The 24,706-nt window shown below is 72.8% G+C and carries 19 protein-coding genes; 6 read left to right on the forward strand and 13 right to left on the reverse strand.

Annotated features, from left to right (window positions below):
- The first annotated feature begins 47 nt into the window (after positions 1–47).
- From eccE to IM697_RS34745, 3 genes are all read left to right on the forward strand, one after another.
- A complete protein-coding gene (eccE, locus tag IM697_RS34735; RefSeq protein WP_194040047.1) occupies positions 48–1,370 on the forward strand; it encodes a type VII secretion protein EccE in 1,323 nt (440 codons plus the stop codon).
- Positions 1,370–2,212 carry a hypothetical protein gene (locus IM697_RS34740; protein ID WP_194040048.1) on the forward strand — a complete coding sequence of 281 codons (843 nt, stop codon included), beginning with the start codon at positions 1,370–1,372 and terminating at the stop codon, positions 2,210–2,212. Before eccE ends, IM697_RS34740 begins: the two co-directional genes overlap by 1 nt.
- Positions 2,213–2,486: 274 nt before the next feature.
- Positions 2,487–5,579 carry an SCO5717 family growth-regulating ATPase gene (locus IM697_RS34745; protein ID WP_194040049.1) on the forward strand — a complete coding sequence of 1,031 codons (3,093 nt, stop codon included), beginning with the start codon at positions 2,487–2,489 and terminating at the stop codon, positions 5,577–5,579.
- Between the two features lie 82 nt (positions 5,580–5,661).
- Here IM697_RS34745 and IM697_RS34750 read toward each other — a convergent pair whose 3' ends face one another.
- The 9 genes from IM697_RS34750 to rimP all read right to left on the reverse strand — a co-directional run bounded on the left by IM697_RS34750 (position 5,662) and on the right by rimP (position 17,814).
- On the reverse strand, positions 5,662–6,609 hold the full coding sequence (locus IM697_RS34750) for a bifunctional riboflavin kinase/FAD synthetase (RefSeq protein ID WP_194040050.1): 948 nt from the start codon (positions 6,607–6,609) through the stop codon (positions 5,662–5,664).
- A 174-nt stretch (positions 6,610–6,783) separates the two neighbouring features.
- Positions 6,784–10,500: a trypsin-like peptidase domain-containing protein gene (locus IM697_RS34755; RefSeq protein WP_228044296.1), complete on the reverse strand. Its 3,717-nt coding sequence runs from the start codon at positions 10,498–10,500 to the stop codon at positions 6,784–6,786.
- Positions 10,501–10,774: 274 nt separating this feature from the next.
- Positions 10,775–11,680 (reverse strand): tRNA pseudouridine(55) synthase TruB, encoded by a 906-nt coding sequence (gene truB / locus IM697_RS34760; RefSeq protein ID WP_194040051.1) that lies wholly within the window; start codon positions 11,678–11,680, stop codon positions 10,775–10,777.
- Positions 11,677–12,132, reverse strand: a complete 456-nt coding sequence (gene rbfA, locus IM697_RS34765) for a 30S ribosome-binding factor RbfA (RefSeq protein ID WP_194040052.1) — start codon at positions 12,130–12,132, stop codon at positions 11,677–11,679. The genes truB and rbfA overlap by 4 nt, the downstream gene beginning before the upstream one ends.
- A gap of 47 nt (positions 12,133–12,179) precedes the next feature.
- The gene (locus IM697_RS34770) at positions 12,180–12,476 is read right to left on the reverse strand and encodes a DUF503 domain-containing protein (protein WP_194040053.1); all 297 of its coding nucleotides are present in this window, start codon (positions 12,474–12,476) and stop codon (positions 12,180–12,182) included.
- A gap of 210 nt (positions 12,477–12,686) precedes the next feature.
- A complete protein-coding gene (infB, locus tag IM697_RS34775) occupies positions 12,687–15,764 on the reverse strand; it encodes a translation initiation factor IF-2 (RefSeq protein WP_194040054.1) in 3,078 nt (1,025 codons plus the stop codon).
- A 146-nt stretch (positions 15,765–15,910) separates the two neighbouring features.
- On the reverse strand, positions 15,911–16,207 hold the full coding sequence (locus IM697_RS34780; RefSeq protein ID WP_194040055.1) for a YlxR family protein: 297 nt from the start codon (positions 16,205–16,207) through the stop codon (positions 15,911–15,913).
- A gap of 102 nt (positions 16,208–16,309) precedes the next feature.
- The gene (nusA, locus tag IM697_RS34785; RefSeq protein ID WP_194040056.1) at positions 16,310–17,296 is read right to left on the reverse strand and encodes a transcription termination factor NusA; all 987 of its coding nucleotides are present in this window, start codon (positions 17,294–17,296) and stop codon (positions 16,310–16,312) included.
- A gap of 2 nt (positions 17,297–17,298) precedes the next feature.
- Positions 17,299–17,814, reverse strand: coding sequence for a ribosome maturation factor RimP (gene rimP / locus IM697_RS34790; RefSeq protein WP_194040057.1), 516 nt, complete (start codon positions 17,812–17,814; stop codon positions 17,299–17,301).
- Positions 17,815–18,034: 220 nt separating this feature from the next.
- Between rimP and IM697_RS34795 the strand changes: the two genes are divergently transcribed.
- Genes IM697_RS34795 through IM697_RS34805 form a run of 3 tightly spaced genes read left to right on the forward strand, consistent with a single transcriptional unit; the run spans position 18,035 to position 20,008 of the window.
- Positions 18,035–18,595 (forward strand): hypothetical protein, encoded by a 561-nt coding sequence (locus tag IM697_RS34795; RefSeq protein WP_194040058.1) that lies wholly within the window; start codon positions 18,035–18,037, stop codon positions 18,593–18,595.
- Positions 18,592–19,059 carry a ferritin-like domain-containing protein gene (locus IM697_RS34800; RefSeq protein WP_194040059.1) on the forward strand — a complete coding sequence of 156 codons (468 nt, stop codon included), beginning with the start codon at positions 18,592–18,594 and terminating at the stop codon, positions 19,057–19,059. The genes IM697_RS34795 and IM697_RS34800 overlap by 4 nt, the downstream gene beginning before the upstream one ends.
- A gap of 49 nt (positions 19,060–19,108) precedes the next feature.
- Complete coding sequence (locus IM697_RS34805; RefSeq protein ID WP_194040060.1) at positions 19,109–20,008, forward strand: aminoglycoside phosphotransferase family protein; 900 nt, start codon at positions 19,109–19,111, stop codon at positions 20,006–20,008.
- A gap of 51 nt (positions 20,009–20,059) precedes the next feature.
- Here the strand turns inward: IM697_RS34805 and IM697_RS34810 are convergent, their stop codons facing one another.
- The 4 genes from IM697_RS34810 to ispG all read right to left on the reverse strand — a co-directional run bounded on the left by IM697_RS34810 (position 20,060) and on the right by ispG (position 24,624).
- The gene (locus tag IM697_RS34810; RefSeq protein WP_194040061.1) at positions 20,060–21,763 is read right to left on the reverse strand and encodes a proline--tRNA ligase; all 1,704 of its coding nucleotides are present in this window, start codon (positions 21,761–21,763) and stop codon (positions 20,060–20,062) included.
- Positions 21,764–21,834: 71 nt separating this feature from the next.
- On the reverse strand, positions 21,835–22,401 hold the full coding sequence (locus IM697_RS34815; RefSeq protein WP_194040062.1) for a GNAT family N-acetyltransferase: 567 nt from the start codon (positions 22,399–22,401) through the stop codon (positions 21,835–21,837).
- A gap of 34 nt (positions 22,402–22,435) precedes the next feature.
- Positions 22,436–23,284 (reverse strand): GNAT family N-acetyltransferase, encoded by an 849-nt coding sequence (locus IM697_RS34820; RefSeq protein WP_194040063.1) that lies wholly within the window; start codon positions 23,282–23,284, stop codon positions 22,436–22,438.
- Between the two features lie 182 nt (positions 23,285–23,466).
- Entirely contained in the window at positions 23,467–24,624 is a 1,158-nt protein-coding gene (ispG, locus tag IM697_RS34825) for a flavodoxin-dependent (E)-4-hydroxy-3-methylbut-2-enyl-diphosphate synthase (protein WP_194040064.1), read from the reverse strand.
- Positions 24,625–24,706: the final 82 nt, after the last annotated feature.

Consider the following 24,706-nt stretch of genomic DNA (forward strand, 5'->3'; position numbering starts at 1 on the left):
GGGCCCGGCGAACGGCCACTTACTTCGCGAAAGGGATGTCCCGGGGGATGAGCAGCGCTACGAGCACCCGGCGCGCACGCCGCGCACAGCAGCAACAGGGAGGTCCGGGCGGCGGCAGACGTACCTCGGGCGCTCCGGCCGCACCCGTCGCCGCATCGCCTCGCACGCTGCCCCGGCCGGGCGGTCTGGGCCCGGTGCGGCTGCAGCAGCTCATCCTGGTGGAGCTCGCGGCCGCCGTGATGCTGGTCGCCTGGGCCGCCGACGCGTCCTGGCTGCTGGCCCCGGCCGGCGCCGTGGCGGCGCTGCTGCTCCTGATGGCCGTACTGCGCCGGGGGCGTCGTCCGCTGCCCGAGTGGTACGAGACGACGCGGGCGCTCAGGCAGCGTCGGCGTGATGCCAAGACACCCGTTCCGCCCGGTACCGACGCGATGTTGGTCCCCGTGGTGGAGTGCGACCCCGCGTTGCGGACGTATTCCTTCGTCTCCCGTGACGACCGGTCGATCGGCATGATCGGCGACGGGACCTTCCTGACCGCCGTCCTCTTCGTCCAGCCCGGCGACCAGCCCCTGCGCCCCGGTGCCGCCGGGCGGCAGCTGCCGCTTCGGCTGATCCAGGACGCCCTGGAGGTCGACGGGATCCGGCTCGCCTCCGTCCAGGTGGTGCAGCACACCCAGCCGGCGCCCGCGCCGCACCTGCCGCAGCAGTCGCTCGCCGCGCGGTCGTACGGCCCCCTGCAGGCGCAGGCCGGTTCTCCCGCGCTGCGGCTCACCTGGGTCGCGCTCAAGCTCGACCCGGAGCTGTGCCCGGAGGCGGTGCAGGCTCGCGGCGACGGCGTTCCCGGTGCCCAGCGCGCGCTGCTGCGCGTGGCCGACCAGTTGGCGAGCCGGCTCGCCGGGGCGGGTTTCAAGGCGACCATCCTGGACGAGAGCGAGCTGGTGCAGGCCCTCGCCACGTCCTCCTGTCTGAACCCGCGCGCCAACGCGCAGCACGGCCAGGACGGGCGCACCCAGCGCCGTACGGTCGAGGCGGTGCGGACCTGGCGGGTCGACGACCGGTGGCACACCACGTACTGGGTCTCCCGCTGGCCGCAGTTGGGCAGCGGCGGCGCGGCGCTGCCCGAGCTGGTGACGCGGTTCACCTCGCTGCCGGTGCTCGCCACGACGTTCAGCATGACCCTGAGCAAGGCCGGGAACCGGGGTGTCTCGCTCACCGGCCACATCCGTGTCACCGCCCGCGGCGACAGTGAACTCGGCCAGGTGGGGCGTGAGTTGGAGCGGGCCGCGAGTGCCTCGAAGGTCGGCCTGGTCCGTCTCGACCGGGAGCAGGTCCCCGGCGCCCTCGCCACTCTGCCGCTCGGAGGTACGTACTGATGTCCCACCCCGCCCCGACGATGCCCCCGGGACAGCAGGGCCGCGCCCCCGGACGTACCCCGGCCCATGTGGCCTCGCCCACCGACACCGGCATGATCCCGATCATCCGGCAGCCGGACCCCCAGCAGCAGCAACGCCGCATCTTCAGCCCCGGGTTCGGGCTGCGCGGCCCGCGCCGCAACCGCCATGTCGTCACCGCCGACGAGCTCGCGGCGATCAGCATGCCGCTCGGTGACGACGGCGTGATCATCGGCACCGACCCGGAGTCGCAGCCGGCCGTGCTCGGGCTGGCCCGGCCGACTCCCTTCGACGTCGTGCTCGTGGGCGGTCTGTGGCTCGCCCAGGTGCTGGCGCTGCGCGCCGCGGCGACGGGAGCGCGCGTCGGCGTCGAGACCGGCCGTCCGCAGGCCTGGCAGCAGTTGGCGCAGGCGGCGGGCGGTGGCCAGCAGTGTGTGACCGTCTATCCGGTGGGACGCGTGCCCGCGCAGGGGCCGTCCGTGTCGAGTCCGGTCGTGCTGTTCCGGGACTGCGGTATCCGCCCGCCGCGCGGTCGGGTGACGTCCGTGCCGTGGCAGTCTGTGGTGACGGTGCTGCCCTTCGTCAGCGAGCACGCGCCGCGCTGGCTGGCGCAGGCCCATCTGGTGGGGATCCAGCGGATCTCGCCCTTCGAGACCGAGGCCGTACGCGACACGCTGGGCATCCCCGAGGACCAGCTCCAGCATCTGCCGACCCTGCACGACGGGGTGGCCCTGTGGTGCACCCGCAAGCACCAGAAGTTCGTGATGACCGAGCCCACCGATGCGGAGACGGGCCTGCTCGGCGTGGCCCGCCGCATGGACTGACGCGTCGTCGTCGCCGGGTGCGGACCCGATCGGGGCCGAACGGACCTGAACAGGGCCGCGCCCAGGGGGCGTTCCGTCGCCACCCATGAGGCTCTTCCGTCACCGCACCCGGGGCTATACCGTCCGCGCCCATGGGGGCTTTTCCGTCCCGCCATGCGAGTGATTAGGCTTCTGGTGGTGCGGTGACGATCGCAGTCGCGTGGGACTCGCCACTCGGTCCGCCCGGCCGCGACGACGACCAGCTCAGCAGCAGTGGCTGACCAGGAGGCAAGCAGTGAACAGGGATCGGTCCGAGTACAACGGCGGGAGCCCTTCCTCGGACGGGGACGATCACGAGGTGGATCTCACCGGCGAGTTCGAAATCGTCTACACACCTCCCGCCTGGTACGCCCAAAGCACGCAAGGCGGACAGCAGGACTCCGGCCAGTCCTCACCACCACCCCCGACCGGACCACCGATCGGGTCGCCCACCGGGCCACCCGGCGTTCCCGCGTCCCAGAGTCCCGCGCAGCAGCCGCCCGCACCGGCGCAGCCGCAGGCCCCTGGTGCGCCGCAGCAGCAGCCCGCACAGCCCTCCCAGCCGGTTCAGCCGCCTCAGCAGACTCCGGCCCAGGGCACGCCCACGAACCAGCAGAACCCCGCCGCGGGTGGCTACGGCTTCCCGCAGCAGCAGTCCGCGCAGGGTGGCGCCCCCACGGCCGGCGGGTACGGCTACCCGCAGCAGACGGGCGCCGGTGCCCCGCAGCCGGGCCAGGACACCTCCGGCGGGTTCGGAACACCCCAGCAGAACCAGGACACTTCGGGTGGCTACGGCTATCCGCAGCAGAACCCGGACGCCTCGGGCGGATACGGCTACCCCCAGCAGCAGACTCCGGCTCAGCACCAGACACCTGCCCAGCACCAGACACCTGCCCAGCCACCGGCCGCCGCTCCGGCCGCCCCCGCACCCGCCGCACCCGCCCAGCCGCCGTCGGCCGCACCCGCCGCGCCCGGCTTCCCCGTGCTGCGCCCGGTCGACGAGGACACACAGGCCGCCCAGGCCGCCGCCCCCGCCCCGACCGCCACCCCGCCGGCCGGTGTCCCGGCGGTGCCCGCCCCCGAACAGCCCGCCCCCGCCCAGCCGGTGGCGGAGCAGCCGGAGGCCGAGCTGAACCACGCCGCCGCCGACGCGGAGGCGGCGCGGCTTTTCGGCGGCGATGACGACGAGCCCGAGGAGGAGCTCGCCGACGAGCCGGAGCCGGGTGACGCCACCGGGTCCGTGTCCGTCGCGGAGGGCGACGAGCCGGCGCCGGCCCAGGCCGACGAGCCCGACGCCGCCGCACCGGCGACGCCGGAAGCGGAGCCGGAGGCTCAGGCGGCCCCGATGCCCGACGCACCCATGACCCCGCCCACGGCACAGGGCCAGCCGCCGCAGGCCCAGGCCCCCACCCCGCCGCAGCCGCAGCCGCAGCCCACGGGCCAGGTGCCCCCGCCGCCGCAGGCCGACCAGGCGCTCCCCCCGCTGCCCCAGGGCTTCGCGCCCGCGCACCCCGCTCAGGGTGCACCGCAGCAGGCAGGGCACCCGGACCCGCAGGCCGCGGCCGCCGCCGGTCAGGCCCCCGGCTACGGCTACCCCCAGGGCCAGGCCCCCGACCAGACCGGTCAGCCCGCGCACCAGGCCCCGGCGCAGGGCGGGTTCGGCCCGGCCCAGCCGCAGCCCGGACACCCCGCGCAGCCCGGATACTCCGCGCAGCCCGGACACCCCGCGCAGCCCGGCCAGCCCGCGCCGGTCGACCCGCGCCAGCCACAGCCTCCGGCGCAGCCGCAGCAGCCCGCGCAGCCGCAGCAGCCACCGGCCGCCGGGTACGGCTACCCGCAGCAGCCGGCGCAGCAGCACCCCGGCCAGCCCCAGCAGGGCCAGCCGCAGCCCCAGGCCCAGCAGCCCGGGCCGCAGCCCGGTTACGGCTACCCGCCCCAGCAGGGCGGCTACGGCTACCCCCAGGCCGCCCAGCCCCAGCAGCAGGCCCCCCATCCGCAGGCCCCCCAGCAACAGCCGCCGGCCCAGCAACAGCCGCAGCCGCAGCCGCCGCAGCAACAGCCGCAGCCGCCACAGCAACAGCCCCCGGCCCAGCAGAACCCCGCCGCCTACGGCAACCAGGGCTGGAGCGCCCCGCCCGGCCCGCAGGCCGGCCCCGGTGCGCCCCAGCAGCAGCAAGCCGCGCCCGGCACCCCGCTCGGCTACAACGCGGCCGTGGAGCTGTCCTCGGACCGACTGCTGCGCAACCAGCCGAAGGCCCGTAAGAACAACCAGGGCCCCTCGCGCTTCAAGCTCGGCGCCAAGAAGGAGCAGGCGGAGCGGGAGCGGAAGCTGGGTCTGATCCGTACGCCGGTGATGTCCTGCTACCGGATCGCGGTCATCAGCCTCAAGGGCGGCGTCGGCAAGACCACGACGACCATGTCGCTGGGCGCCACGCTCGCCACCGAGCGGCAGGACAAGATCCTGGCGATCGACGCCAACCCGGACGCCGGCACCCTCGGCCGACGGGTGCGGCGCGAGACCGGCGCCACCATCCGTGACCTGGTGCAGGCGATCCCACAGCTCAACAGCTACATGGACATCCGCCGCTTCACCTCGCAGGCGCCCTCGGGCCTCGAGATCATCGCCAACGACGTGGACCCGGCGGTCTCCACCACCTTCAACGACCAGGACTACCGCAGCGCGCTCGACGTGCTGGGCCGCCAGTACCCGATCATCCTCACGGACTCCGGTACCGGTCTGCTCTACAGCGCGATGCGCGGTGTGCTGGACCTCGCCGACCAGCTGATCATCATCTCCACCCCGTCGGTGGACGGTGCGAGCAGCGCCTCGACGACGCTCGACTGGCTGTCGGCGAACGGCTTCGCCGATCTCGTCCAGCGGTCGGTCACCGTGATCTCCGGTGTCCGTGAGACGGGCAAGATGATCAAGGTGGAGGACATCGTCGCGCACTTCGAGACCCGTTGCCGCGGTGTCGTCGTGATCCCCTTCGACGAGCACCTCGCGGCGGGCGCCGAGGTCGACCTCGACATGATGCGTCCCAAGACCCGCGAGGCCTACTTCGACCTCGCGGCGCTCATCGCCGAGGACATCGCCCGTACCCAGCAGGGCTTCGGCAACCCGAACATGCAGTACCCGCAGCAGCAGGCGCCGCAGCAGGGCTACCCGGCCCCGCAGCAGCAGGCCCAGCAGCAGCCCTACGCCCAGCCGCAGCCGGGTCAGGGCTGGGGCCAGCAGGCGCCGCAGCAGCCCGCACCGGGCCAGGGCTGGCAGCAGCCGGCGCCACCGCAGGATCCGCAGCAGGGCCAGCAGGGCCAGCAGGGCTCCGTACCGCCCGGCTGGACCCAGTAGCGGACGGGCGGGCAAGACGAAAGGGCCGGCACCCTCACGGTGCCGGCCCTTCGTCGCGGTGGGTCCCGAGTCGCCGTACGCCTCAGCCCGCGTCCTCGATCAGCTCACGGCAGCGCCGCACGTCCCGCGCCATCTCCTCCAGCAGCGCGTCCAGCGACTCGAACTTCTCCTGCCCGCGGACGTAGGCGAGGAAGTCGACGGCCACATGCAGCCCGTACAGATCGAGCCCGACCCGGTCGATGGCGTACGCCTCCACCGTGCGCTCCGTGCCGTCGAACTGCGGGTTGGTGCCGACGGAGATCGCGGCCGGCATCGCCTCGCCCTGGGCGTGCAGCCAGCCGGCGTAGACGCCGTCGGCGGGGATGGCGGTGTGCGGCAGCGTCTCGACGTTGGCGGTCGGGAAGCCGAGCTCCCGACCGCGCTGCGCGCCCCGTACGACGACGCCCTCGACGCGGTGCGGGCGGCCCAGGATCTCGGCGGCGCCCCTGACGTCGCCCTCGGCGACCAGGCGCCGGGTCAGCGTGGAGGAGAACGGCTCGCCGCCGCCCGCCTCTCCGGTCACGTACAGGTCGACGACCTCGACCTCGAAGTCGTAGATCTTGCCCTGCTCGGCGAGGAACTCGACGTCGCCCGCGGCGCGGTGTCCGAAGCGGAAGTTCGGGCCCTCGACGACCGCCTTGGCGTGCAGCTTGTCGACCAGGACCTTGACCACGAACTCGGCCGGCGACAGCTTCGAGAACTCGGTGGTGAAGGGGAGGATCAGCACCGCGTCCACGCCCAGGTCGGCCATCAGGTCGGCGCGGCGGTGGTGCGGGGCGAGCAGGGGCGGATGGCTGCCGGGGCGGACGACCTCGCTGGGGTGCGGGTCGAAGGTGACGACGACCGCGGGGACGCCCAGCTCCCGGGCCCGGTCCACGGCGTGCCGGATGATCAGCTGGTGTCCGCGGTGCACTCCGTCGTAGGAGCCGATGGTGACGACGCTGCGCCCCCAGTCCTGGGGGATGTCCTCCAAGCCACGCCAGCGCTGCACTGTGCCTGCTCCTTGTCGCAAACTCGTCGAGTCGAATCGAACCCGCGTCCGTCTGTCCGTGTGTGCCTCAGACGCCCTTAACGCTCATACGCAAGGTCTAAGGGTGCCATGCCGGGCGCCCCCGTCCCGCATCGGCATCGGCGCTGTGACCGGGTGCACGTACCAAAGCGCTGCTCAGGCGGGAACTCGTACGCCGGCCAGGTTCTCGATCATCCGGCGGGTGCTCGGGCCCACCACGGCCGACCACTCCTGCGGGGTGTCGGTGAGCCAGCCGGCGACCCGTGCGGCGAAGCCGGGGACGTGGCGGCCCAGGTCGACCAGGCCGCGGTCGAAGCGGGCCGCGCCGTCCGGGGTGCGCACGAGCAGCAGCCCGGTGTGGTGGACGAGGCCGCGCAGGTCGTCGTCCGCCCGGTCGCCGCCTTCCCGCACGGTGGCGTGCAGGAAGGCGTCCAGGACGGCGGGGGCGTGTTCGTGGGCGAGCAGGAACTCGCGGAGTTCGCGGCGCAGGGGGCGGGAGGCGGGCGTTCCGGGCGTGGCGAGTACGGCGGCGAGGGCGGCCCGCACATGGTCCGTGCCGCCGTCCAGCAGGCCGGTGACCAGCGGGAGGAGTACGGCTCGGGCGCTCGGTCCCTGGTCGAGGCGCCGGTCGACGTAGGCGGCCAGGTCGGCCGCGGTCTCCGGTTGGCGCCGCGCCGCCTCCTGGACGAGGGCGGCGACGCGGCGGGCGAGCGCGGGCGTGGTGACGTCGGCGAGGGTGCGCAGCGCGTCCGAGGCGCCGGGTCGGCTCAGCCGGGCGCGGAAGGCCTCGAGGACCGGTTCGGTGTGGGTGGCCAGGGCGGCGACCAGGGCACTGGCCGGGAGCTGCGGGTCGGCGGCCGCGAAGTGGGCCAGCGCCTGCGGGAGATGGAGGGCCCGCGTGCGGGGATCGCGTACGAGGAGGGCGAGCGCGCCGCCGTGCAGGGTGCGGTCGTCCGGGCGGGCGAGCAGGGCGAGGGCGGCGTAGCGCAGCAGCTCGCGGTCGGCCTCGGTACGGACGTGCGCCGCGACGCGCAGCCCGTAGGCCATCGCGGCGACGCGTCGCCCGGGCCGTTCGTCGTGCGCCCAGCGGTCGACGGCCCGGCAGATGGCGGACGTCTCCTCCTCGGCCAGCACGGCGAGGAGTTCGTCGGCCTTGCGGTGCGCGCTGTCGACGAGCGTCTCGGTGAGGTCGTCGAGGGCGCGGTGGCGATGCGTGTGCAGCAGGGCCTGGGCGGCGCGGGCGACGGTCGCGTGCGGGGTGGCGGGCAGCGGGCGGTCGTCGTCGAACCAGCGGGTGAGGTGGCGTTGTACGGCGGTGGGGTCGTCGGCGAGGAGGCGGGCGACGGCGTCCAGGTACCGGGGGTGGGCGGGTTCGTCGGCGTCGGTCGGCGGGCCGTCGGCCAGGACGAGGCGGCGGAGCAGGTCGAGGCGCTCGGCGTCCGGCAGCGGCAGCGTGGTCCAGAAGCCGGGGCCGAACTCGGGGGGCACGGAGCGCCGGTGCCGGCGCCAGGCCACGATCCGGTCGGTGAGGACGTGCAGCACGTCCTGGTACGGCGTCGCGTCGGGGACCCGCAGCAGGGTCTCGGCGAGCAGCCGGCCGGCCCACCAGGAGTGCCGGTCGGCGTCCAGCGCGTGGACCAACTCCTCCAGCCGACGGGTGAGTTGGCAGGTGCCGTGGTGCCGTGGGAGGAGCAGGAGCGCCTGGACGACGGGGCCGATGCGGTGGTGCGGCACGGGCAGGGGGTGCGCGGCGTCGGGGTGGGTGCGGCGGCGGTGGACCAGGGCGTGCAGGGCCTCGTCGAGGTCTAGGTGCATGCCCTGGATCCAGTCGGCGAGCTCCTCGTGGGCGAAGCGGTAGCCGTTGCCGGCGGGGACGAGGAGGCCCTCGGTGAGGACGGCGGACGCCCAGCCGGTGCCGCCGCCGAGCGTCGCGGGCGCGGGGCCCCAGGGGAACACGGCCTCGAAGGACGCGCGGTCCAGCTCGCCCTGGCCCGGTCCGAGGCTGCGGCGGGCGGCTTCGTGGACCTGGCCGGAGACCTTGGCGGCGAGACGGCGTACGGCGGTGCCGCGCAGGCCGTTCTCGGCGGCGAGGCGGACGGCGATGCGCAGGCACATCAGGTCGAGGTGGGCGGAGAGGACGTCGTCGCGGTCGACCCGGCCGGGGGCCGGCGTGGCGGGGAGGGCGGCGCGCACCTCGGAGAGGAGGCGGAGGGTGAGCGGATGCCGGGCGTCGGGGTCGGCGAGGGCGCCTTCCGGGATGCCGTAGCGGGCGCGGGCCTGGTGGGCCTCGTCGGGGGTGAGGTCGTCGAGCGGTACGCAGGGCGGCAGCCGCCGGAACTCGCCACCGTCGGCCTGGACGGCCTCGTCCTCGAACTCCCCCAGACCGGCCGGGGCGCTGTACAGCACGTCCTCCGGAAACTCCGCCCCCGCCCCCTCCCAGTACTCCGCGCGGCACGCCACCACCAACCGCGCCCCCGTCTCCCGCAGCCACTGCGCCGTGCCGTCCGTCCACTCGGTGAGTCGGTGGGCCAGTACGGGAGGCATCTCCTCGGGGCCGTCCAGGAGGAGCAGGAGGGGGCGGCCGGTGCGGTGGGCGAGGTGGGCCAGTCGCTCGGGGGTCGTGTCGCCCAGGGTGGTGAGGCCGGACGAGGCCGCCACGATCCGGGCGGCCCTCGCCAGCGCACGGCGCGCCGCGTCCGCGACCGAGGCGTCGCCGTCCTTCAGGTCGGCGCCGCGCAGCCACAGCGTGGGGGCCGGCGTCGGGCCGCGGTTGCGGCGGGCGGCGAGGGCCGCGAGTTCCGTCGTACGGCCGCTGCCCGGTGGCCCGACGAGGGCGAGCACCGAGGCCCCGCTGTCGGTGAAGCTGTCGAACTCCCTTGCCGTGGCGGCCCGTTCGACCGGAGCCACGGCCCCCGTCCCCGCATCCCCCGCCAGCGCCCCCGGCGGACCGTCCTGCCCCACCGAGGTGGCCGTCAGCTCCAGGACGCCCGCCGGGTTCAGGTCGGCGCCGTACGCGGGCACCGTGGCCGCGTTCTCGGCGAGCAGCTCGGCCAGCGGCCCGTCCGTCAGCGGTAGGGGGTGCGTTGACTCTCGATGGGGGTCTTCGCCCCGCTCGGGCGAAGCCGAGAGTGGGGGCGGAGCTACTTGGGCCTCTGGCCGGTGCGGCGAGGGTGCCTGCTGAGCGCTACGGGTGCGGTGCGGGACTTTCAACGCACCCCCCAGCGGCACGGCGAACGCGGCGTCGCGTCGGCCGGACTGCAGTGCGGTGCCCAGGACGCCGACGACGGTGCCGGTCCCGGCGTCGAGCACGGGTCCCCCGGCGGCCCCTCCGCCGAGCCGCAGCGCGTCCCGGCCGGTCGTACCGACGGCCAGCTCCAGGGCGTCGTCGAGCACGTGGACGCGGTCGGTCGCCGTGTACGGCACGGACGCCGGGCCGAGCACCCGCGCCTCCCGCCAGCCACCGGCGGGGATCCGCACATACGCACCGGTCTCGATCCGCTCCCGCACGGTCACCGGCAAGGGGTCCACGCCCAGTCCCTCGGTGCGTACGAGGGCCAGGTCCAGCCCGGGCAAGGGGGTCACCGCACTCGCCGGCACCACACAGCTCCGGTCGCCCGCCGCCGCGAGCAGGACCAGTTGGGGCAGTCCGTCGACGACCTCGTGGCAGGTGACGACGGTGCCGTGGTGATCGGCGACGAAGCCGAGGCCGCGGGGGCGACCGGCCGGATCGTGGATGCGGACCAGGGCCGCGTCGTGTGGCTCCGAGCGGCGTGCGTCCTGTGGGCCGGGGTCCGTCCCGGGCCGGTCACCGTCGTACCGCGTCCCCTCCGGCGTCCGTCGGACGCCGCCCGCCCGCGGGCCCCGTCCCGCCATTGTCGAACCTCCCCGCCATGCGCCCGTACGCCCATTCGCCCGTGCCCTTTGTCCGACGGTAGGCGTGATGTGATCAGCGGGACAGATCGCTTGGCGAACGCGCCCCCTTCCGCTCCCTCGGTTCACTCCGAGCGCCTGCCCGGACGGGTGAACAGGCGGGGGTCGTTGGATACACCCTAGAGGTGGGGGAACCGAGGGGGGACCGTGGAGCGGCGGGCACAAGGACGACCCCGTGACCGCCGCTCCACGGGCAGGCCCCCGGAAGAAGCCGGCCTCAGCCGAACACGGCCAGGCTCTTGGCCTTGCCCTTGTGCTGCTCCACGAGCGCCAGGAAGCGGCCCTCGGGGTCGAAGACGGCGACGGGACCGGATCCGGCGTACTCGTCGGGCATGTCGAGCCGCACCCCGTTGGTGAGCAACCGGGCCCGCCGGGCGTCGATGTCCCAGCGCGGGAACGCGGCCGCGGCGGCCTCGGCGATCGGCATCACCGTCAGCTCCTGCTGGAGCTGGTCCAGCGTCTTCGCCGAGTCCAGCTTGTACGGCCCGACGCGGGTGCGGCGCAGCGCCGTGAGGTGGCCGCCGACGCCGAGGTCGGCACCGAGGTCACGGGCGAGGGCGCGGATGTAGGTGCCGGAGGAGCAGACCACCGACACCACCAGGTCCAGCACCGCGGTGCCGTCGTCGGCGACGGCCTCCCGGACGTCGTAGACGGTGAAGGAGGAGACGGTGACGGGCCGGGCCGGGATCTCGAACTCCTCGCCCTCCCGCGCCCGCTTGTAGGAGCGCACCCCGTCGATCTTGATGGCGCTGACCTTGGACGGCACCTGCATGATGTCGCCGCTCAGCTTGGCGATCCCGGCGTCGACGGCTTCGCGGGTGACCTTCGAGGCGTCGGTGGACCCCGTGATCTCGCCCTCGGCGTCGTCGGTGATCGTGGTCTGGCCCAGGCGGATGGTGCCCAGGTACTCCTTCTCGGTCAGGGCCAGATGACCGAGGAGCTTGGTCGCCTTCTCGACGCCGAGGACGAGGACGCCCGTCGCCATGGGGTCGAGGGTTCCGGCGTGCCCGACGCGGCGGGTGCGGGCGATGCCGCGCATCTTGGCGACCACGTCGTGCGAAGTGAAGCCCGACGGCTTGTCGACGATGACAAGGCCGTCGGGCGTGGTGTGCTTCTGCGTCATTCCGCGGTGTCGCCGTCCGTCTCGTCCTCGGAGCCCGGCTTGCGGTACGGGTCCGCCTCACCGGCGTACTTCGCGCCCGCGGACACCTCGCGCACCTTCTCGTCGGACTGGCGCGCCTTGTCGAGGAGGTCCTCGATGGTGCGCGCCGTGTCGGGCAGGGCGTCGGCGACGAAGGTGAGGGTCGGCGTGAACTTCACGCCCGCGGCCGCACCGACGGCGGAGCGGAGCACGCCCTTGGCGCTCTCCAGTCCGGCCGCCGCGGCCGCGCGCTCCTCGTCGTCGCCGTACACCGTGTAGAAGACGGTCGCCTCCCGGAGGTCACCCGTGACGCGGGTGTCCGTGATGGTGACGTGCGAGCCGAGCCGCGGGTCCTTGATCCCGCGCTGCAGCTTCTGGGCCACCACCTCTCGGATGAGGTCCGCCAGCCTTTTCGCCCGCGCGTTGTCGGCCACTGGTCCGTCTCCCGTTCTTTCTTCTTCTCGTTCTTGGCTGTGGGTCGTCAGTCGTCGTGGTCACCGTGGAAACGCCGCCGCACCGACAGCAGTTCCACTTCGGGACGCCCGGCGACCAGCCGTTCGCACCGGTCCAGTACGTCGGTGAGGTGCCCGGCGTCGCCGGACACCACGGCGAGCCCGATCTCGGCCCGCCGGTAGAGGTCCATGTGGTCCACCTCGGCCGCGCTCACCGCGTACTTGCGCTGGAGCTCGGCGACGATCGGGCGGACGACGGAGCGCTTCTCCTTCAGCGACCGTACGTCGCCGAGGAGGAGGTCGAAGGACAGCGTCCCCACATACATGTGTGTAACCGGTTCACCCGCCGGTACGGGATCGATGGCCCCGCCGGTCTGCGTGGGCGGGACATCAGAACCGTACAACGAAGGGGGCGGGACGATCGACGGATATTACGCTCCGTAGACCTTCACGCGCCTGCCTCGAATACCGGTGGGCAAACGGCGTGCCGGCCGACGGGACCGAAGCCCCATCGGCCGGCACGAACCGTCGGCTGCTTATGCCCGCGGCTTCTCGCGCATCTCGTACGTCGCGATGACGTCGTCGACCTTGATGTCGTTGAAGTTGCCGAGGTTGATACCGCCCTCGAACCCTTCGCGGATCTCGGTGACGTCGTCCTTGAAGCGACGCAGACCCTCGATGTTGAGGTTCTCCGCGACCACCTTGCCGTCGCGGATGAGGCGCGCCTTGGTGTTGCGCTTGACCTCGCCGGAGCGGATGAGAACACCCGCGATGTTGCCCAGCTTGGACGACTTGAAGACCTCGCGGATCTCCGCCGTACCGAGCTCGACCTCTTCGTACTCCGGCTTGAGCATGCCCTTGAGGGCCGCCTCGATCTCCTCGATCGCCTGGTAGATGACCGAGTAGTACCGGACGTCCACGCCCTCGCGCTCCGCCATCTGCTGCGCACGGCCGGCTGCCCGGACGTTGAAGCCGATGACGATGGCGTCGGAACCCATGGCCAGGTCGATGTCGGACTCCGTGACCGCACCGACGCCGCGGTGCAGGACGCGGATGTCGACCTCTTCGCCGACGTCCAGCTGGAGCAGCGAGGACTCCAGGGCCTCGACGGAACCAGAAGCGTCGCCCTTGATGATCAGGTTCAGCTGCTGGACCTCGCCGGCCTTCAGCACCTTGTCCAGGTCCTCCAGCGACACACGGCGCGTGCGCTTGGCGAAGGCCGCGTTGCGCTCGCGAGCGGCGCGCTTCTCCGCGATCTGGCGGGCCGTACGGTCCTCCTCGACCACGAGGAAGTTGTCGCCCGCACCCGGGACGTTGGTCAGGCCCAGGACCTGAACCGGCGTCGACGGGCCGGCCTCGCTGACGTTGTTGCCGTTGTCGTCGTGCATGGCGCGCACACGGCCGTAGGCGTCGCCCACGACCATCGTGTCGCCGACCCGCAGCGTGCCTCGCTGGACGAGGACCGTCGACACGGCACCGCGGCCGCGGTCGAGGCGGGACTCGATCGAGATGCCCTGCGCGTCCTGGTTCGGGTTGGCCCGCAGGTCGAGCGAGGCGTCGGCGGTGAGGATCACGGCCTCCAGCAGGGAGTCGATGTGCAGACCCTGCTTGGCGGAGATGTCGACGAACATCGTCTCGCCGCCGTACTCCTCGGCCACCAGCCCGTACTCGGTGAGCTGACCGCGCACCTTGGTCGGGTCGGCGCCCTCGACGTCGATCTTGTTGACCGCGACGACGATCGGGACGTCGGCCGCCTTGGCGTGGTTGAGCGCCTCGACCGTCTGCGGCATGACGCCGTCGTTGGCCGCGACGACCAGGATCGCGATGTCGGTCGACTTCGCACCACGGGCACGCATGGCGGTGAACGCCTCGTGACCCGGGGTGTCGATGAAGGTGATCTTGCGCTCTTCGTCGTTGACCTCGGTCGCGACCTGGTAGGCACCGATGTGCTGGGTGATGCCGCCGGCCTCGCCCGCGATGACGTTCGTCTTGCGGATGGCGTCGAGCAGTCGGGTCTTACCGTGGTCGACGTGACCCATGACGGTCACGACCGGCGGACGGACGACCAGGTCCTCCTCGGAGCCCTCGTCCTCACCGAACTCGATGTCGAAGGACTCGAGCAGCTCACGGTCCTCCTCCTCGGGGCTGACGATCTGAACCGTGTAGTTCATCTCGTCGGCGAGGAGCTGCAGCGTCTCGTCGGAGACGGACTGCGTGGCCGTGACCATCTCGCCGAGGTTCATCATGACCGCGACGAGCGACGCCGGGTTGGCGTTGATCTTCTCCGCGAAGTCGGTGAGCGACGCACCGCGCGACAGGCGAATGGACTCGCCGTTGCCGCGAGGCAGCATCACGCCGCCGACCGACGGGGCCTGCATGGCCTCGTACTCCTGGCGCCTCTGCCGCTTCGACTTGCGGCCACGACGCGCCGGACCGCCGGGACGGCCGAACGCACCCTGCGTGCCACCACGGCCACCGGGACCGCCGGGACGGCCGCCGAAGCCGGGACGGCCACCGCCGCCACCGGGACCACCCGGACGGCCGGCGAAACCGCCGCCACCGCCACCGGGACCGCCGGGACGGCCGGCGAAACCGCCGCCACCGCCGCCGGGACGACCGGCGAAGCCGCCGCCGCCACCCGGGCGACCGCCGCCACCGGGACGACCGCCGCCACCGGGACCACGGCCACCGGGGCCACCGCCGCCGGGACGCGGGCCGGCAGCAGGACGCTGCGGCATCATGCCGGGGTTCGGACGCGGACCGCCGGGGCCGCCGCCGGGACGCGGACCGCCGCCCTGCGGACGGGGCATCGAGCCCGGGCTCGGACGGGAACCGCCCGGCGCCTGCGGACGAGGGCCGCCCGCCGCACCCTGGGGACGGGGACCGCCCTGGCCCTGCGGACGCGGGGCGCCGCCGGGGGCACCGGGGCCGCCCGGACGCGGAGCACCACCCGGACGGGGCGCCTGCGGGCGCGCCATGCCGGTGGAGCCACCAGAGGTGAAGGGGTTGTTGCCCGGACGGGGACCGGCCGGACGGCCACCGGGACGCGGGGCGCCGCCACCCGGACGCGGAGCGCCGGGACGGTCACCGCGGTCACCACGGCCCTGACCACCGGGACGCGGAGCACCCGGACGCGGAGCCTGGCCACCGGGACGCGGGGCGCCCGGACGCGGGCCGGAGCCCTGGGCCGGGGCGGCGGGAGCCGACGGGGGTGCCGTGAACTCGGGCGAGGTCGGAGCCGGTGACGCCGGGGCGGGCCGCGGCGCGGGCTTCGGGCCCGGAGTGGGACGGGGGCCGGGAGTCGCCGGGGCGGCCGGAGCCGCGGGCTTCTCGGCGGCTGCCGGCTTGGGGGCCGGCGGGCGCGGCGGTGCCGGACGGGCAGCCTGCGCCGGAGAGGGGGCTGCCGGCTTCGCCGGGGCAGCCTTGCGGGCGGGGGCGGGCTTGCCGCCTCCGTTGCCCTGCTGGAGGGCGTCCGTCAGTTTGCGGACAACGGGCGCTTCGATGGTTGAAGACGCCGAACGGACGAATTCACCGAGTTCCTGGAGCTTGGCCATGACGACCTTGCTCTCCACACCGAACTCCTTGGCGAGTTCGTATACCCGGACCTTAGCCACTTCGCTCCTTTTAGGTCCGGGTTGCGGCCGGACCGTCGCTACTTCATGGGCGTACTCATCGCGTACTCATCGAGTGCTCATCGCAATCTCGACCTACTTCCGACTCGCGAGGTACCAGGGCCGCACGGGGTTCCGTACGACGCTTCTTACGGTGTTGCCTGCTCAGCAACTGTTGTCTGCTCGACGTACCGGCGCAACGCCTTTGTGTCGAGCGCTCCCGGGGCGCGCAACGCCCGCGTGAACGCCCGGCGGCGTACCGCCTGGTCGAAACAGACCAGAACGGGGTGTACATACGCACCCCGGCCGGGCAGCGTACCGCTTGGATCAGGGACGCACTCGTCCTTGATCGCCACGATCCGCAGCAGTTCAGCCTTGGCCGCTCGCTCCCGGCACCCCACACAGGTACGTTCAGGGCAGGCGCGGGCGCGTGTCCGGCCAGACACCTTTAAGTCTACCTCCCCGTACCGACCTCACCCCTTTGGGGCAGGATTCGAACAGTTGCAGCTCAGTAACCTGACGTGATCTAAGCGCCCTGCGGCTTGGATCTATTCCCCGGCCTGCTCGGTATCCGGACGGATGTCGATCCGCCAGCCGGTGAGCCGGGCCGCGAGCCGGGCATTCTGCCCTTCCTTGCCGATCGCCAGTGACAGCTGGTAGTCGGGCACGGTCACGCGCGCGGAGCGGGCCGCCAGGTCCACGACCTCGACCTTGGAGACCCGGGCCGGGGACAGCGCGTTCGCCACCATCTCGGCCGGGTCGTCCGACCAGTCGACGATGTCGATCTTCTCACCGTTCAGCTCGCCCATGACATTGCGCACCCGGCCGCCCATGGGGCCGATGCAGGCGCCCTTGGCGTTCAGACCGCTGCGGGTGGACCGTACGGCGATCTTGGTGCGGTGACCTGCCTCACGGGCGATGGCGGCGATCTCCACCGAACCGTCGGCGATCTCCGGCACCTCCAGCGCGAAGAGCTTCTTCACCAGATTGGGGTGGGTGCGCGAGAGGGTGACGGACGGACCGCGGACCCCCTTCGCCACTCGTACGACGTACGACCGCAGCCGCATCCCGTGCGGATAGGTCTCGCCCGGGACCTGCTCCTGCACCGGCAGGATGGCCTCCAGCCTGCCGATGTCCACGAGCACGTTCTTCGGGTCGCGGCCCTGCTGGACCACGCCGGTGACGATGTCGCCCTCGCGGCCGGCGTACTCGCCGAGCGTCGCGTCGTCCTCGGCGTCGCGCAGCCGCTGCAGGATGACCTGCTTGGCGGTGGTGGCGGCGATACGGCCGAAGCCGGACGGGGTGTCGTCGAACTCGCGGGCCTCCTGGCCCTCCTGAAGGTCCTCGGGGTCCTCCTTCGCCCACACGGTCACATGGCCGGTCTCCCGGTTCAGCTCCACGCGCGCGTGGCGGCGGCTTCCCTCGGTGCGGTGGTAGGCGATGAGGAGGGCCGACTCGATCGCCTCGACCAGCAGGTCGAAGGAGATCTCCTTCTCCCGTACCAAGCCCCGCAGGGCACTCATGTCGATGTCCACGGCTACGCCTCCTCTTCCTTCTCGTTCTTGCTGTCCTTGCCGTCCTTGCGGCCGAACTCGACCTGCACGCGCGCCTTGGCGATGTCGGGGAAGCCGAGTCTGCGGCTGGTGGCCTTGCGGCCCTTCACTCCGGGCACTTCGAGGTCGAGGCCTTCGTCGTCGACCTTCAGGATTCGGGCCACCAGCTCACCGCCCTCGGCCAGCTGGAACCTGACCAGCCGGTCGACGGCGCGCAGATAGTGCCGGTGCTCCGTGAGGAGGCGTTCCGCACCCGGGGTGCCGACCTCGAGGGTGTACTCGCCCTCGCCCATCGCGTCCGTCTCGTCGAGCTTCGCCGAGAGCGCACGGCTCACATCGGCGATTCTGTCCAGGTCCGCCCCGGTGTCGGAGTCGACGACGACGCGCAGCACGCGCTTGCGTCCGACGGAGTCCACTGCGATCTCTTCGAGATCGAGGCCCTGTGAGCTGACGAGCGGTTCCAGAAGTTCTCGCAGCCTCTCGCTCTGGGTGGTGCTCATCCGGGTGACTCCTCGGCCGCGTGTGCTGTTGTGGGATGGGTCGCGTGTCTGGTCAAAGGGTATCGGGTCGCGGGGGGTGTTGCCGTCCACCTGCGCGTGAGCGGTGCCGATGAGTGGTACGGGTCGTGGGCGCGGGTACGGTGATCACAGGTCTGCGGTCCGCCGATTGCGTACCCGCTTTCGCAACTGCTTTCGTACGAGCCCTCCGAGGACGTCTGCCGTGCCGTTCCCCTCGCCACCGCGCTCCCCCTCGGGGCCGCGCAGAAGAACCCTGCTCGCCTCGGCCGCCGGAGCGGCCCTGCTGGCGGGCTGCACCTCCACGTCCGACGACTCGGGCGGCGCCACGAGCGGCAGCCCGTCGCTCACCGAGCGGGCACTCGCGCGTGCGGCCCGGGACAGCGCGGGCCTGATCGAGCGCTACGACGCCGTGCTCGCCGCCCATCCCGCGCTGGCGGAGCTGCTGGGGCCGCTGCGCTCGGCGGCCGCACGGCACGCGGAGGCGTTCGGCGAGGGCGCCCCCGGGCCGGCTGCCGGCTCTCCCACGACGTCCGGGGCGCCGAAGGCCGGCAAGGCGTCGCCCTCGGCCTCCTCGTCGGCCACGCCGCCCGTTCCCGCGGACGAGCGGGACGCCCTGGCCGAGCTCGCGGCGGCCGAGCGAGCGCTCGCGGACCGGCGTGCGAAGACGCTTCTCGACCTGCCCGGCGAGCCGGCCCGGCTGCTGGCCTCCGTGGCGGCGGCCGGGGCGGTGCACGCGTATCTGCTGACGGAGGGGGCCAAATGAGCGGCGCGGCGAGGAAGGCGACGGTGACGGCGCTCCAGGCGGCGCTCTCCGCCGAGCACGCGGCGGTGTACGGCTACGGCGTGGTCGGCGGCCGGATCGGCGAGAAACAGCGCTCGGAGGCGCGTGCGGCGTACCAGGCGCACCGGGCGCGGCGGGACACGCTGGCGCGCGAGGTACGCGATCTGGGCGCGGAGCCGGTCGCCGCGAGCGCCGCGTACGCGCTGCCGTTCCCGGTGCCGGACTCGGCCGCGGCCGTCCGGCTCGCCGCCGAACTGGAGGACCGGGTGGCCGGGGTGTACTCGGATTTGGTGCGGGCGGCCGAGGGTGGGCTACGGGGTACGGCGGCTGAGGCCTTGCGGGAGGCCGCGGTGCGGGCGGTGCGCTGGCGGGGCGAGAGCGTAGCCTTCCCTGGGCTCGCCGAGCGGTCGGCCACCGCGTCGGCCTCGGCGGCGCCCACCGCTTGAGGCGGGCAGGAGGACACGTACCGCAGTACGGGAAGGGAACGACTCGCGCATGGCTTTCGAACCGCCGCGGCGTCTGGTCAGGGCGCTCGGTGAGACGGCACCTGAAGGTGACGACTGGTTGGAGAAGCTGCCGGAGGCGGCCCGCCGGGCCGTCGCGCTACGCGAGTTGACCGTTGAGCGGGTGCAGGTGCCGGGCGGCCGCAGCAGCATGGTCGTGCTCGTCCGGCGCGCCGACGGAACCCCGGCCGTACTGAAGCTGGCCCCGCCCCGGGCCCGTCCGGAGAGCGAGCGGGCGGCGCTGGCGCACTGGGGTGGGGTGGGCGCCGTACAGCTGCTGGAACCCGTCGTGACCGAGGGTGTGCTGCTGCTGGAGCGGCTGCATCCGGATCTGTCGGTGCGGTCGTTGCCGGAGGCGAAGGCGCTGCTGGAGGCGGCGGGGACGTTGCGGCGGCTGTGGGTGGAGCCACCTGCCGATCATCGTTTCGAGAGCGTGGCCGAGCGGACCGGGCGGCAGGCCGCGGCGATGCGGGCGACGGCGTCGGCGGATGCCGAGCTGGTCCCGCTGGTGGACGCCGCCCTCGCGGCCCGTGCGGAGCTGCTGGCCGCACCGCCCGAGCACCGGCTGCTGCACGGCACGTTCCGGCAGAGCAAGGTGCTCTCCGGGGAGCGGATGCCGTGGCTGGCGGTGGGGCCGGATCCGGTGGTCGGTGAGTGCGCGTTCGACCTGGCGCGGCTGGTGCGGGACCGGGTGGAGGATCTGATCGCCCAGCCCTCGGGCGCGGCGACGACCCGGCGGCGGGTGAAGCGGCTCGCGGAGTCGCTGGACGTCGACCAGGAGCGGCTGCGGGGCTGGACGCTGTTCCGGGCCGTGGAGTCCGGAGTCAGGGCGCGCAGGGTCGGGCGGCCGCAGGACGCCGAGCTGTTGCTGGAGTTCGCGGGCTGGCTCTGAGCACGCCGGTGCGGGCTCCGGCGGAACCGGAACCCGCACCGTGGGGCCGTCCTATGCGGTGAGGCGCGCGATCGCCTCGTCGACCGTGAGCTCCTCGCGCTCGCCGGTCCTGCGGTCCTTCAGCTCGACGACGCCCTCGGCCGCGCGCCGCCCGGCCACCAGGATCTGCGGTACGCCGATCAGCTCGGAGTCGGTGAACTTCACGCCCGGCGAGACGCCCGCACGGTCGTCGCACAGGACGCGCAGGCCGGCCGCGGACAGCTTCTCGGAGACGTCGAGGGCGAGTTCGGTCTGCAGGGCCTTGCCCGCGGCGACCACGTGGACGTCGGCCGGGGCGACCTCGGCCGGCCAGCACAGGCCCTTGTCGTCGGCGGTCTGCTCGGCGAGGGCGGCGACGGCGCGGGAGACGCCGATGCCGTAGGAGCCCATGGTGACGCGGACCGGCTTGCCGTTCTGGCCGAGGACGTCGAGCTTGAGGGCGTCGGCGTACTTGCGGCCGAGCTGGAAGATGTGGCCGATCTCGATGGCGCGGTCCAGCTTGAGGCCGGTGCCGCAGTTCGGGCAGGGGTCGCCCTCCTGCACGACCACGACGTCGACGTACGCGCCGACCTCGAAGTCACGGCCCGCGACGACGTTCTTCGCGTGCATGCCCTCCTTGTTCGCGCCGGTGATCCAGGAGGTGCCGGGGGCCACGCGCGGGTCGGCGAGGTACTTGACCTTCTCGCCCAGGCCCTGCGGGCCGACGTAGCCGCGGACCAGGTCCGGGCGGCCCGCGAAGTCCGCCTCGGTGACCATCTCGACGACCGCCGGGGCGAAGTGCGCCTCGACCTTGCCCATGTCGACCTCGCGGTCACCGGGGACACCGACGGCGACGATCTCGCCGTCGACCTTGACCAGGAGGTTCTTCAGGGTGGCGGAGGCCGGGACGCCGAGGGAGGCGGCGAGGGTCTCGATGGTGGGGGTGTCGGGGGTCGGGATGTCCTCGAGGGCGGGCACGCCCTCGGCGTCCACCGGCTTCAGCTCGTAGGAGATCGCCTCGGTGTTGGCCGCGAAGTCGCAGTTCGGGCAGTCCGCGAAGGTGTCCTCGCCGGCGCCGGCCGGGGCGAGGAACTCCTCCGACTTGGAGCCGCCCATCGCGCCGGCGGTCGCGGCGCAGATGCGGTAGTCGAGGCCGAGGCGGGCGAAGACGCGCTGGTAGGCCTGGCGGTGCAGGGCGTAGGACCGGTCGAGGCCCTCGTCGTCCAGGTCGAAGGAGTAGGAGTCCTTCATCAGGAACTCGCGGCCGCGCAGGATGCCGGCCCGCGGGCGGGCCTCGTCGCGGTACTTGTGCTGGATCTGGTAGAGGATGACCGGCATGTCCTTGTAGGAGGACGCCTGGTCCTTCACCAGCAGGGTGAAGATCTCCTCGTGGGTGGGGCCGAGCAGGTAGTCGCCGCCCTTGCGGTCCTTGAGGCGGAACAGCTCCTGGCCGTACTCGTCCCAGCGGCCCGTCGCGTCGTACGGCTCGCGCGGCAGCAGCGCGGGGAGCAGCACCTCCTGGGCGCCGATGGCGTCCATCTCCTCGCGGACGATGCGCTCCACGTTGGCGAGGACCCGCTTGCCGAGGGGCAGCCACGACCAGATGCCGGCCGCGGTGCGGCGGACGTAGCCGGCCCGGACGAGCAATTTGTGGCTGAGGACCTCGGCGTCCGCCGGGTCGTCGCGCAGCGTCTTCGCCATCAACTGGGACATGCGCTGGACCGGTGCGTTCGCCATGGTTCTCGTACTCCTGCTGGTTTGGGTTATGGCAGGAGGTTAGCCGGGGGGAACGGGGCGGTGGAAATCGGTTAGCGGCGGCGGAGCGGCAAGGGGGCGCCCATCACGGCATACGGCTTCGGGGCGCTGGGGAAGAGGACCTGGCGGGCGAGGTCCACGTAGCCGAGCGAACGATAGAGGCCGCGGGCGGGGCTCTCGACGTCGATCGCGGAGAGGATCGAGCGGGGTTCGGCGGCGCTGTCGGTGATCGTGGTGATCAGGGAGCGGCCGATGCCCCGGTTCTGGTAGCGGGGGTGGACGTGGAGCTCCGTGATGACGAAGGAGTCGTCGAGCCAGTCGTCGTGGCCCTGGGACCGGAGGTAGGGCTCCACGACGGTGGACCACCAGTGGGTACGGTCGTTGGGCATGCCGTAGACGAATCCGACGAGCATGCCCGCGGCGGTCGCCCCGAGGGCCCTGGCTCCCGGGTAGGTCATGTGGCGCAGCACGATCTGACGGCGTACGGCGACCTCGTCGGGGCCGAGTCCGAAGGCCACGGCCTGGACGGCGAGCGCCTCGTCGACGTGGGCCGGGAGGTCGAGGGGGCCGATCACGATGTCGTCGGGGGTGCGGCGGTGTGCGTGACCGGGAAGGCGCATGTGGGGAGCGTACAGGGGACCACAGGGTGTCAGGTCAGAACAGAATGCTCATGAACGAGCCCACCTCTTGGAAGCCCACCCTGCGGTACGCCCGCCTCGCCGCCGTGTTGAAGTCGTTCACGTACAGGCTCACCACGGGAGCCACGTCGGCCAGGGCGTAGCGCAGTACCGCCGCCATGCCGGGTGCGGCCAGTCCCTGCCCCCGGTACTCGGGGGCCACCCAGACGCCCTGGATCTGGCAGGCGCGGTCGGTGGCGGCGCCGATCTCGGCCTTGAAGACGACCTTGCCGTCCTGGTCGAGGCGGGCGAAGGAGCGGCCGGAGCCGACGAGTTCGGCGACCCGGGCCTGGTAGAGGAGGCCGCCGTCCCCCGCGAGGGGCGATACGCCGACCTCCTCGGTGAACATCGCCACGCACGCCGGCATGATCGTCTCCATCTCGTCCTTGCGGATGCGGCGGACGTAGGGATCCGGGGCGATGTCGGCGGGCATGTGGTCGGTGACCATGAGGGGCTGGTGGGGGCGGACCTCACGGGCCGGGCCCCAGCTGGGTTCCAGCAGGCGCCAGAGCGGGGCGGTGGCGTCGGCGGGGCCGACGATGGAGGAGCAGCGGCGGCCCGCGCGCCGGGCGCGGTCGGCGAAGGCACGGATCGCTCGGGGGGTCGCACAGATCGGGACGAGGTTGGCGCCCGCGTAGCACAGGGACGTCAGCATGCCGTCCTCGTACCAGCCCCACATCTCGCCGCCCAGGCGCCAGGGGTCGAGGCCGGCGACCTGGACGCGGGACGTCACGAAGGCGTTCGCGACCGGCTCGCGGTCGAGCACGGCGAGCGCGGCGTCCAGGTCACTCGGTTCGAGGACCCGTGAGGTGGTCTGGGTCAACACGTGCGGGGGCCCTCCGGGGGAACTGCTGGTTTCCGCACTGTACCTGCGGATGCGGAGGCCTGCCGCCCTGCGCCTACTAGCTCGGGGAGTTCTGTATGAGTGCGAGTGCGGGTTGTGTGGGGCTGGTCGCGCCCACGCGGCGGAGCCGCATATCGATACAGCCCCGCCCCTTTGGGGCGCTGTCAGCCCGCCACCGAGACCGACGGCTCCCCGCTCGTCACCCCGTCCGCCTCCATCCGCTCGGCCAGCTTCATGGCCTCCTCGATGAGGGTTTCTACGATCTTGGACTCGGGGACGGTCTTGATGACCTCGCCCTTGACGAAGATCTGGCCCTTGCCGTTGCCGGAGGCGACGCCCAGGTCGGCCTCGCGGGCCTCGCCGGGGCCGTTGACGACGCAGCCCATGACGGCGACGCGGAGGGGGACCTCCATGCCGGTCAGGCCCGCGGTGACCTCCTCGGCCAGCTTGTAGACGTCGACCTGGGCGCGGCCGCAGGACGGGCAGGAGACGATCTCCAGGCCGCGCTGCTTGAGGTTCAGGGACTCCAGGATCTGGAGGCCGACCTTGACCTCCTCGGCGGGCGGGGCCGAGAGGGAGACGCGGATGGTGTCGCCGATGCCCTGCGAGAGGAGGGCGCCGAACGCCACCGCGCTCTTGATCGTGCCCTGGAACGCCGGGCCCGCCTCGGTCACCCCGAGGTGCAGGGGGTAGTCGCACTGGGCGGCGAGCTGCTTGTACGCCTCGATCATCACGACCGGGTCGTTGTGCTTCACCGAGATCTTGATGTCCCGGAAGTCGTGCTCCTCGAAGAGGGACGCCTCCCACAGCGCCGACTCGACCAGGGCCTCCGGCGTCGCCTTGCCGTACTTCTGCAGCAGGCGCTTGTCCAGCGAACCGGCGTTGACGCCGATGCGGATCGGGGTGCCGTGGTCCTTCGCGGCGCGCGCGATCTCCTTGACCTTGTCGTCGAACTGCTTGATGTTGCCGGGGTTCACACGCACCGCGGCGCAGCCGGCCTCGATGGCCGCGAACACGTACTTGGGCTGGAAGTGGATGTCCGCGATCACCGGGATCTGGGACTTGCGGGCGATCGTCGACAGGGCGTCGGCGTCGTCCTGCGTGGGGCACGCCACGCGCACGATCTGGCAGCCGGAGGCCGTGAGCTCGGCGATCTGCTGGAGCGTGGCGCCGATGTCCGACGTACGCGTCGTCGTCATCGACTGCACCGACACCGGCGCGTCCCCGCCGACCGGCACCGATCCGACCTGGATCTGACGGCTCTTCCGGCGCTCGGCGAGCTTGGTCGGTACGGACGGCATGCCGAGAGAAATCGCAGTCATCTGCTGTGCAACCCCAAGTCGTGGATCAAGGTCCGGTCCCGTCAGCAGCGGGCTCCAGGCTTCGAGATTACGGCACGGGCGC

This window comes from Streptomyces ferrugineus, assembly GCF_015160855.1.
Taxonomy (GTDB): Bacteria; Actinomycetota; Actinomycetes; order Streptomycetales; family Streptomycetaceae; genus Streptomyces; species Streptomyces ferrugineus.

Excerpts from the sequence above, each read along its gene's own strand:
- IM697_RS34740 (WP_194040048.1), top strand. The coding sequence starts at position 1,370 with ATGTCCCACCCCGCCCCGACGATGCCCCCGGGACAGCAGGGCCGCGCC.
- IM697_RS34800 (WP_194040059.1), top strand. The coding sequence starts at position 18,592 with ATGAGCGGCGCGGCGAGGAAGGCGACGGTGACGGCGCTCCAGGCGGCG.
- IM697_RS34815 (WP_194040062.1), bottom strand. The coding sequence starts at position 22,401 with ATGCGCCTTCCCGGTCACGCACACCGCCGCACCCCCGACGACATCGTG.
- IM697_RS34805 (WP_194040060.1), top strand. The coding sequence starts at position 19,109 with ATGGCTTTCGAACCGCCGCGGCGTCTGGTCAGGGCGCTCGGTGAGACG.
- IM697_RS34810 (WP_194040061.1), bottom strand. The coding sequence starts at position 21,763 with ATGGCGAACGCACCGGTCCAGCGCATGTCCCAGTTGATGGCGAAGACG.
- IM697_RS34770 (WP_194040053.1), bottom strand. The coding sequence starts at position 12,476 with ATGTATGTGGGGACGCTGTCCTTCGACCTCCTCCTCGGCGACGTACGG.
- eccE (WP_194040047.1), top strand. The coding sequence starts at position 48 with ATGAGCAGCGCTACGAGCACCCGGCGCGCACGCCGCGCACAGCAGCAA.
- rimP (WP_194040057.1), bottom strand. The coding sequence starts at position 17,814 with ATGAGCACCACCCAGAGCGAGAGGCTGCGAGAACTTCTGGAACCGCTC.
- IM697_RS34755 (WP_228044296.1), bottom strand. The coding sequence starts at position 10,500 with ATGGCGGGACGGGGCCCGCGGGCGGGCGGCGTCCGACGGACGCCGGAG.
- truB (WP_194040051.1), bottom strand. The coding sequence starts at position 11,680 with ATGACGCAGAAGCACACCACGCCCGACGGCCTTGTCATCGTCGACAAG.
- ispG (WP_194040064.1), bottom strand. The coding sequence starts at position 24,624 with ATGACTGCGATTTCTCTCGGCATGCCGTCCGTACCGACCAAGCTCGCC.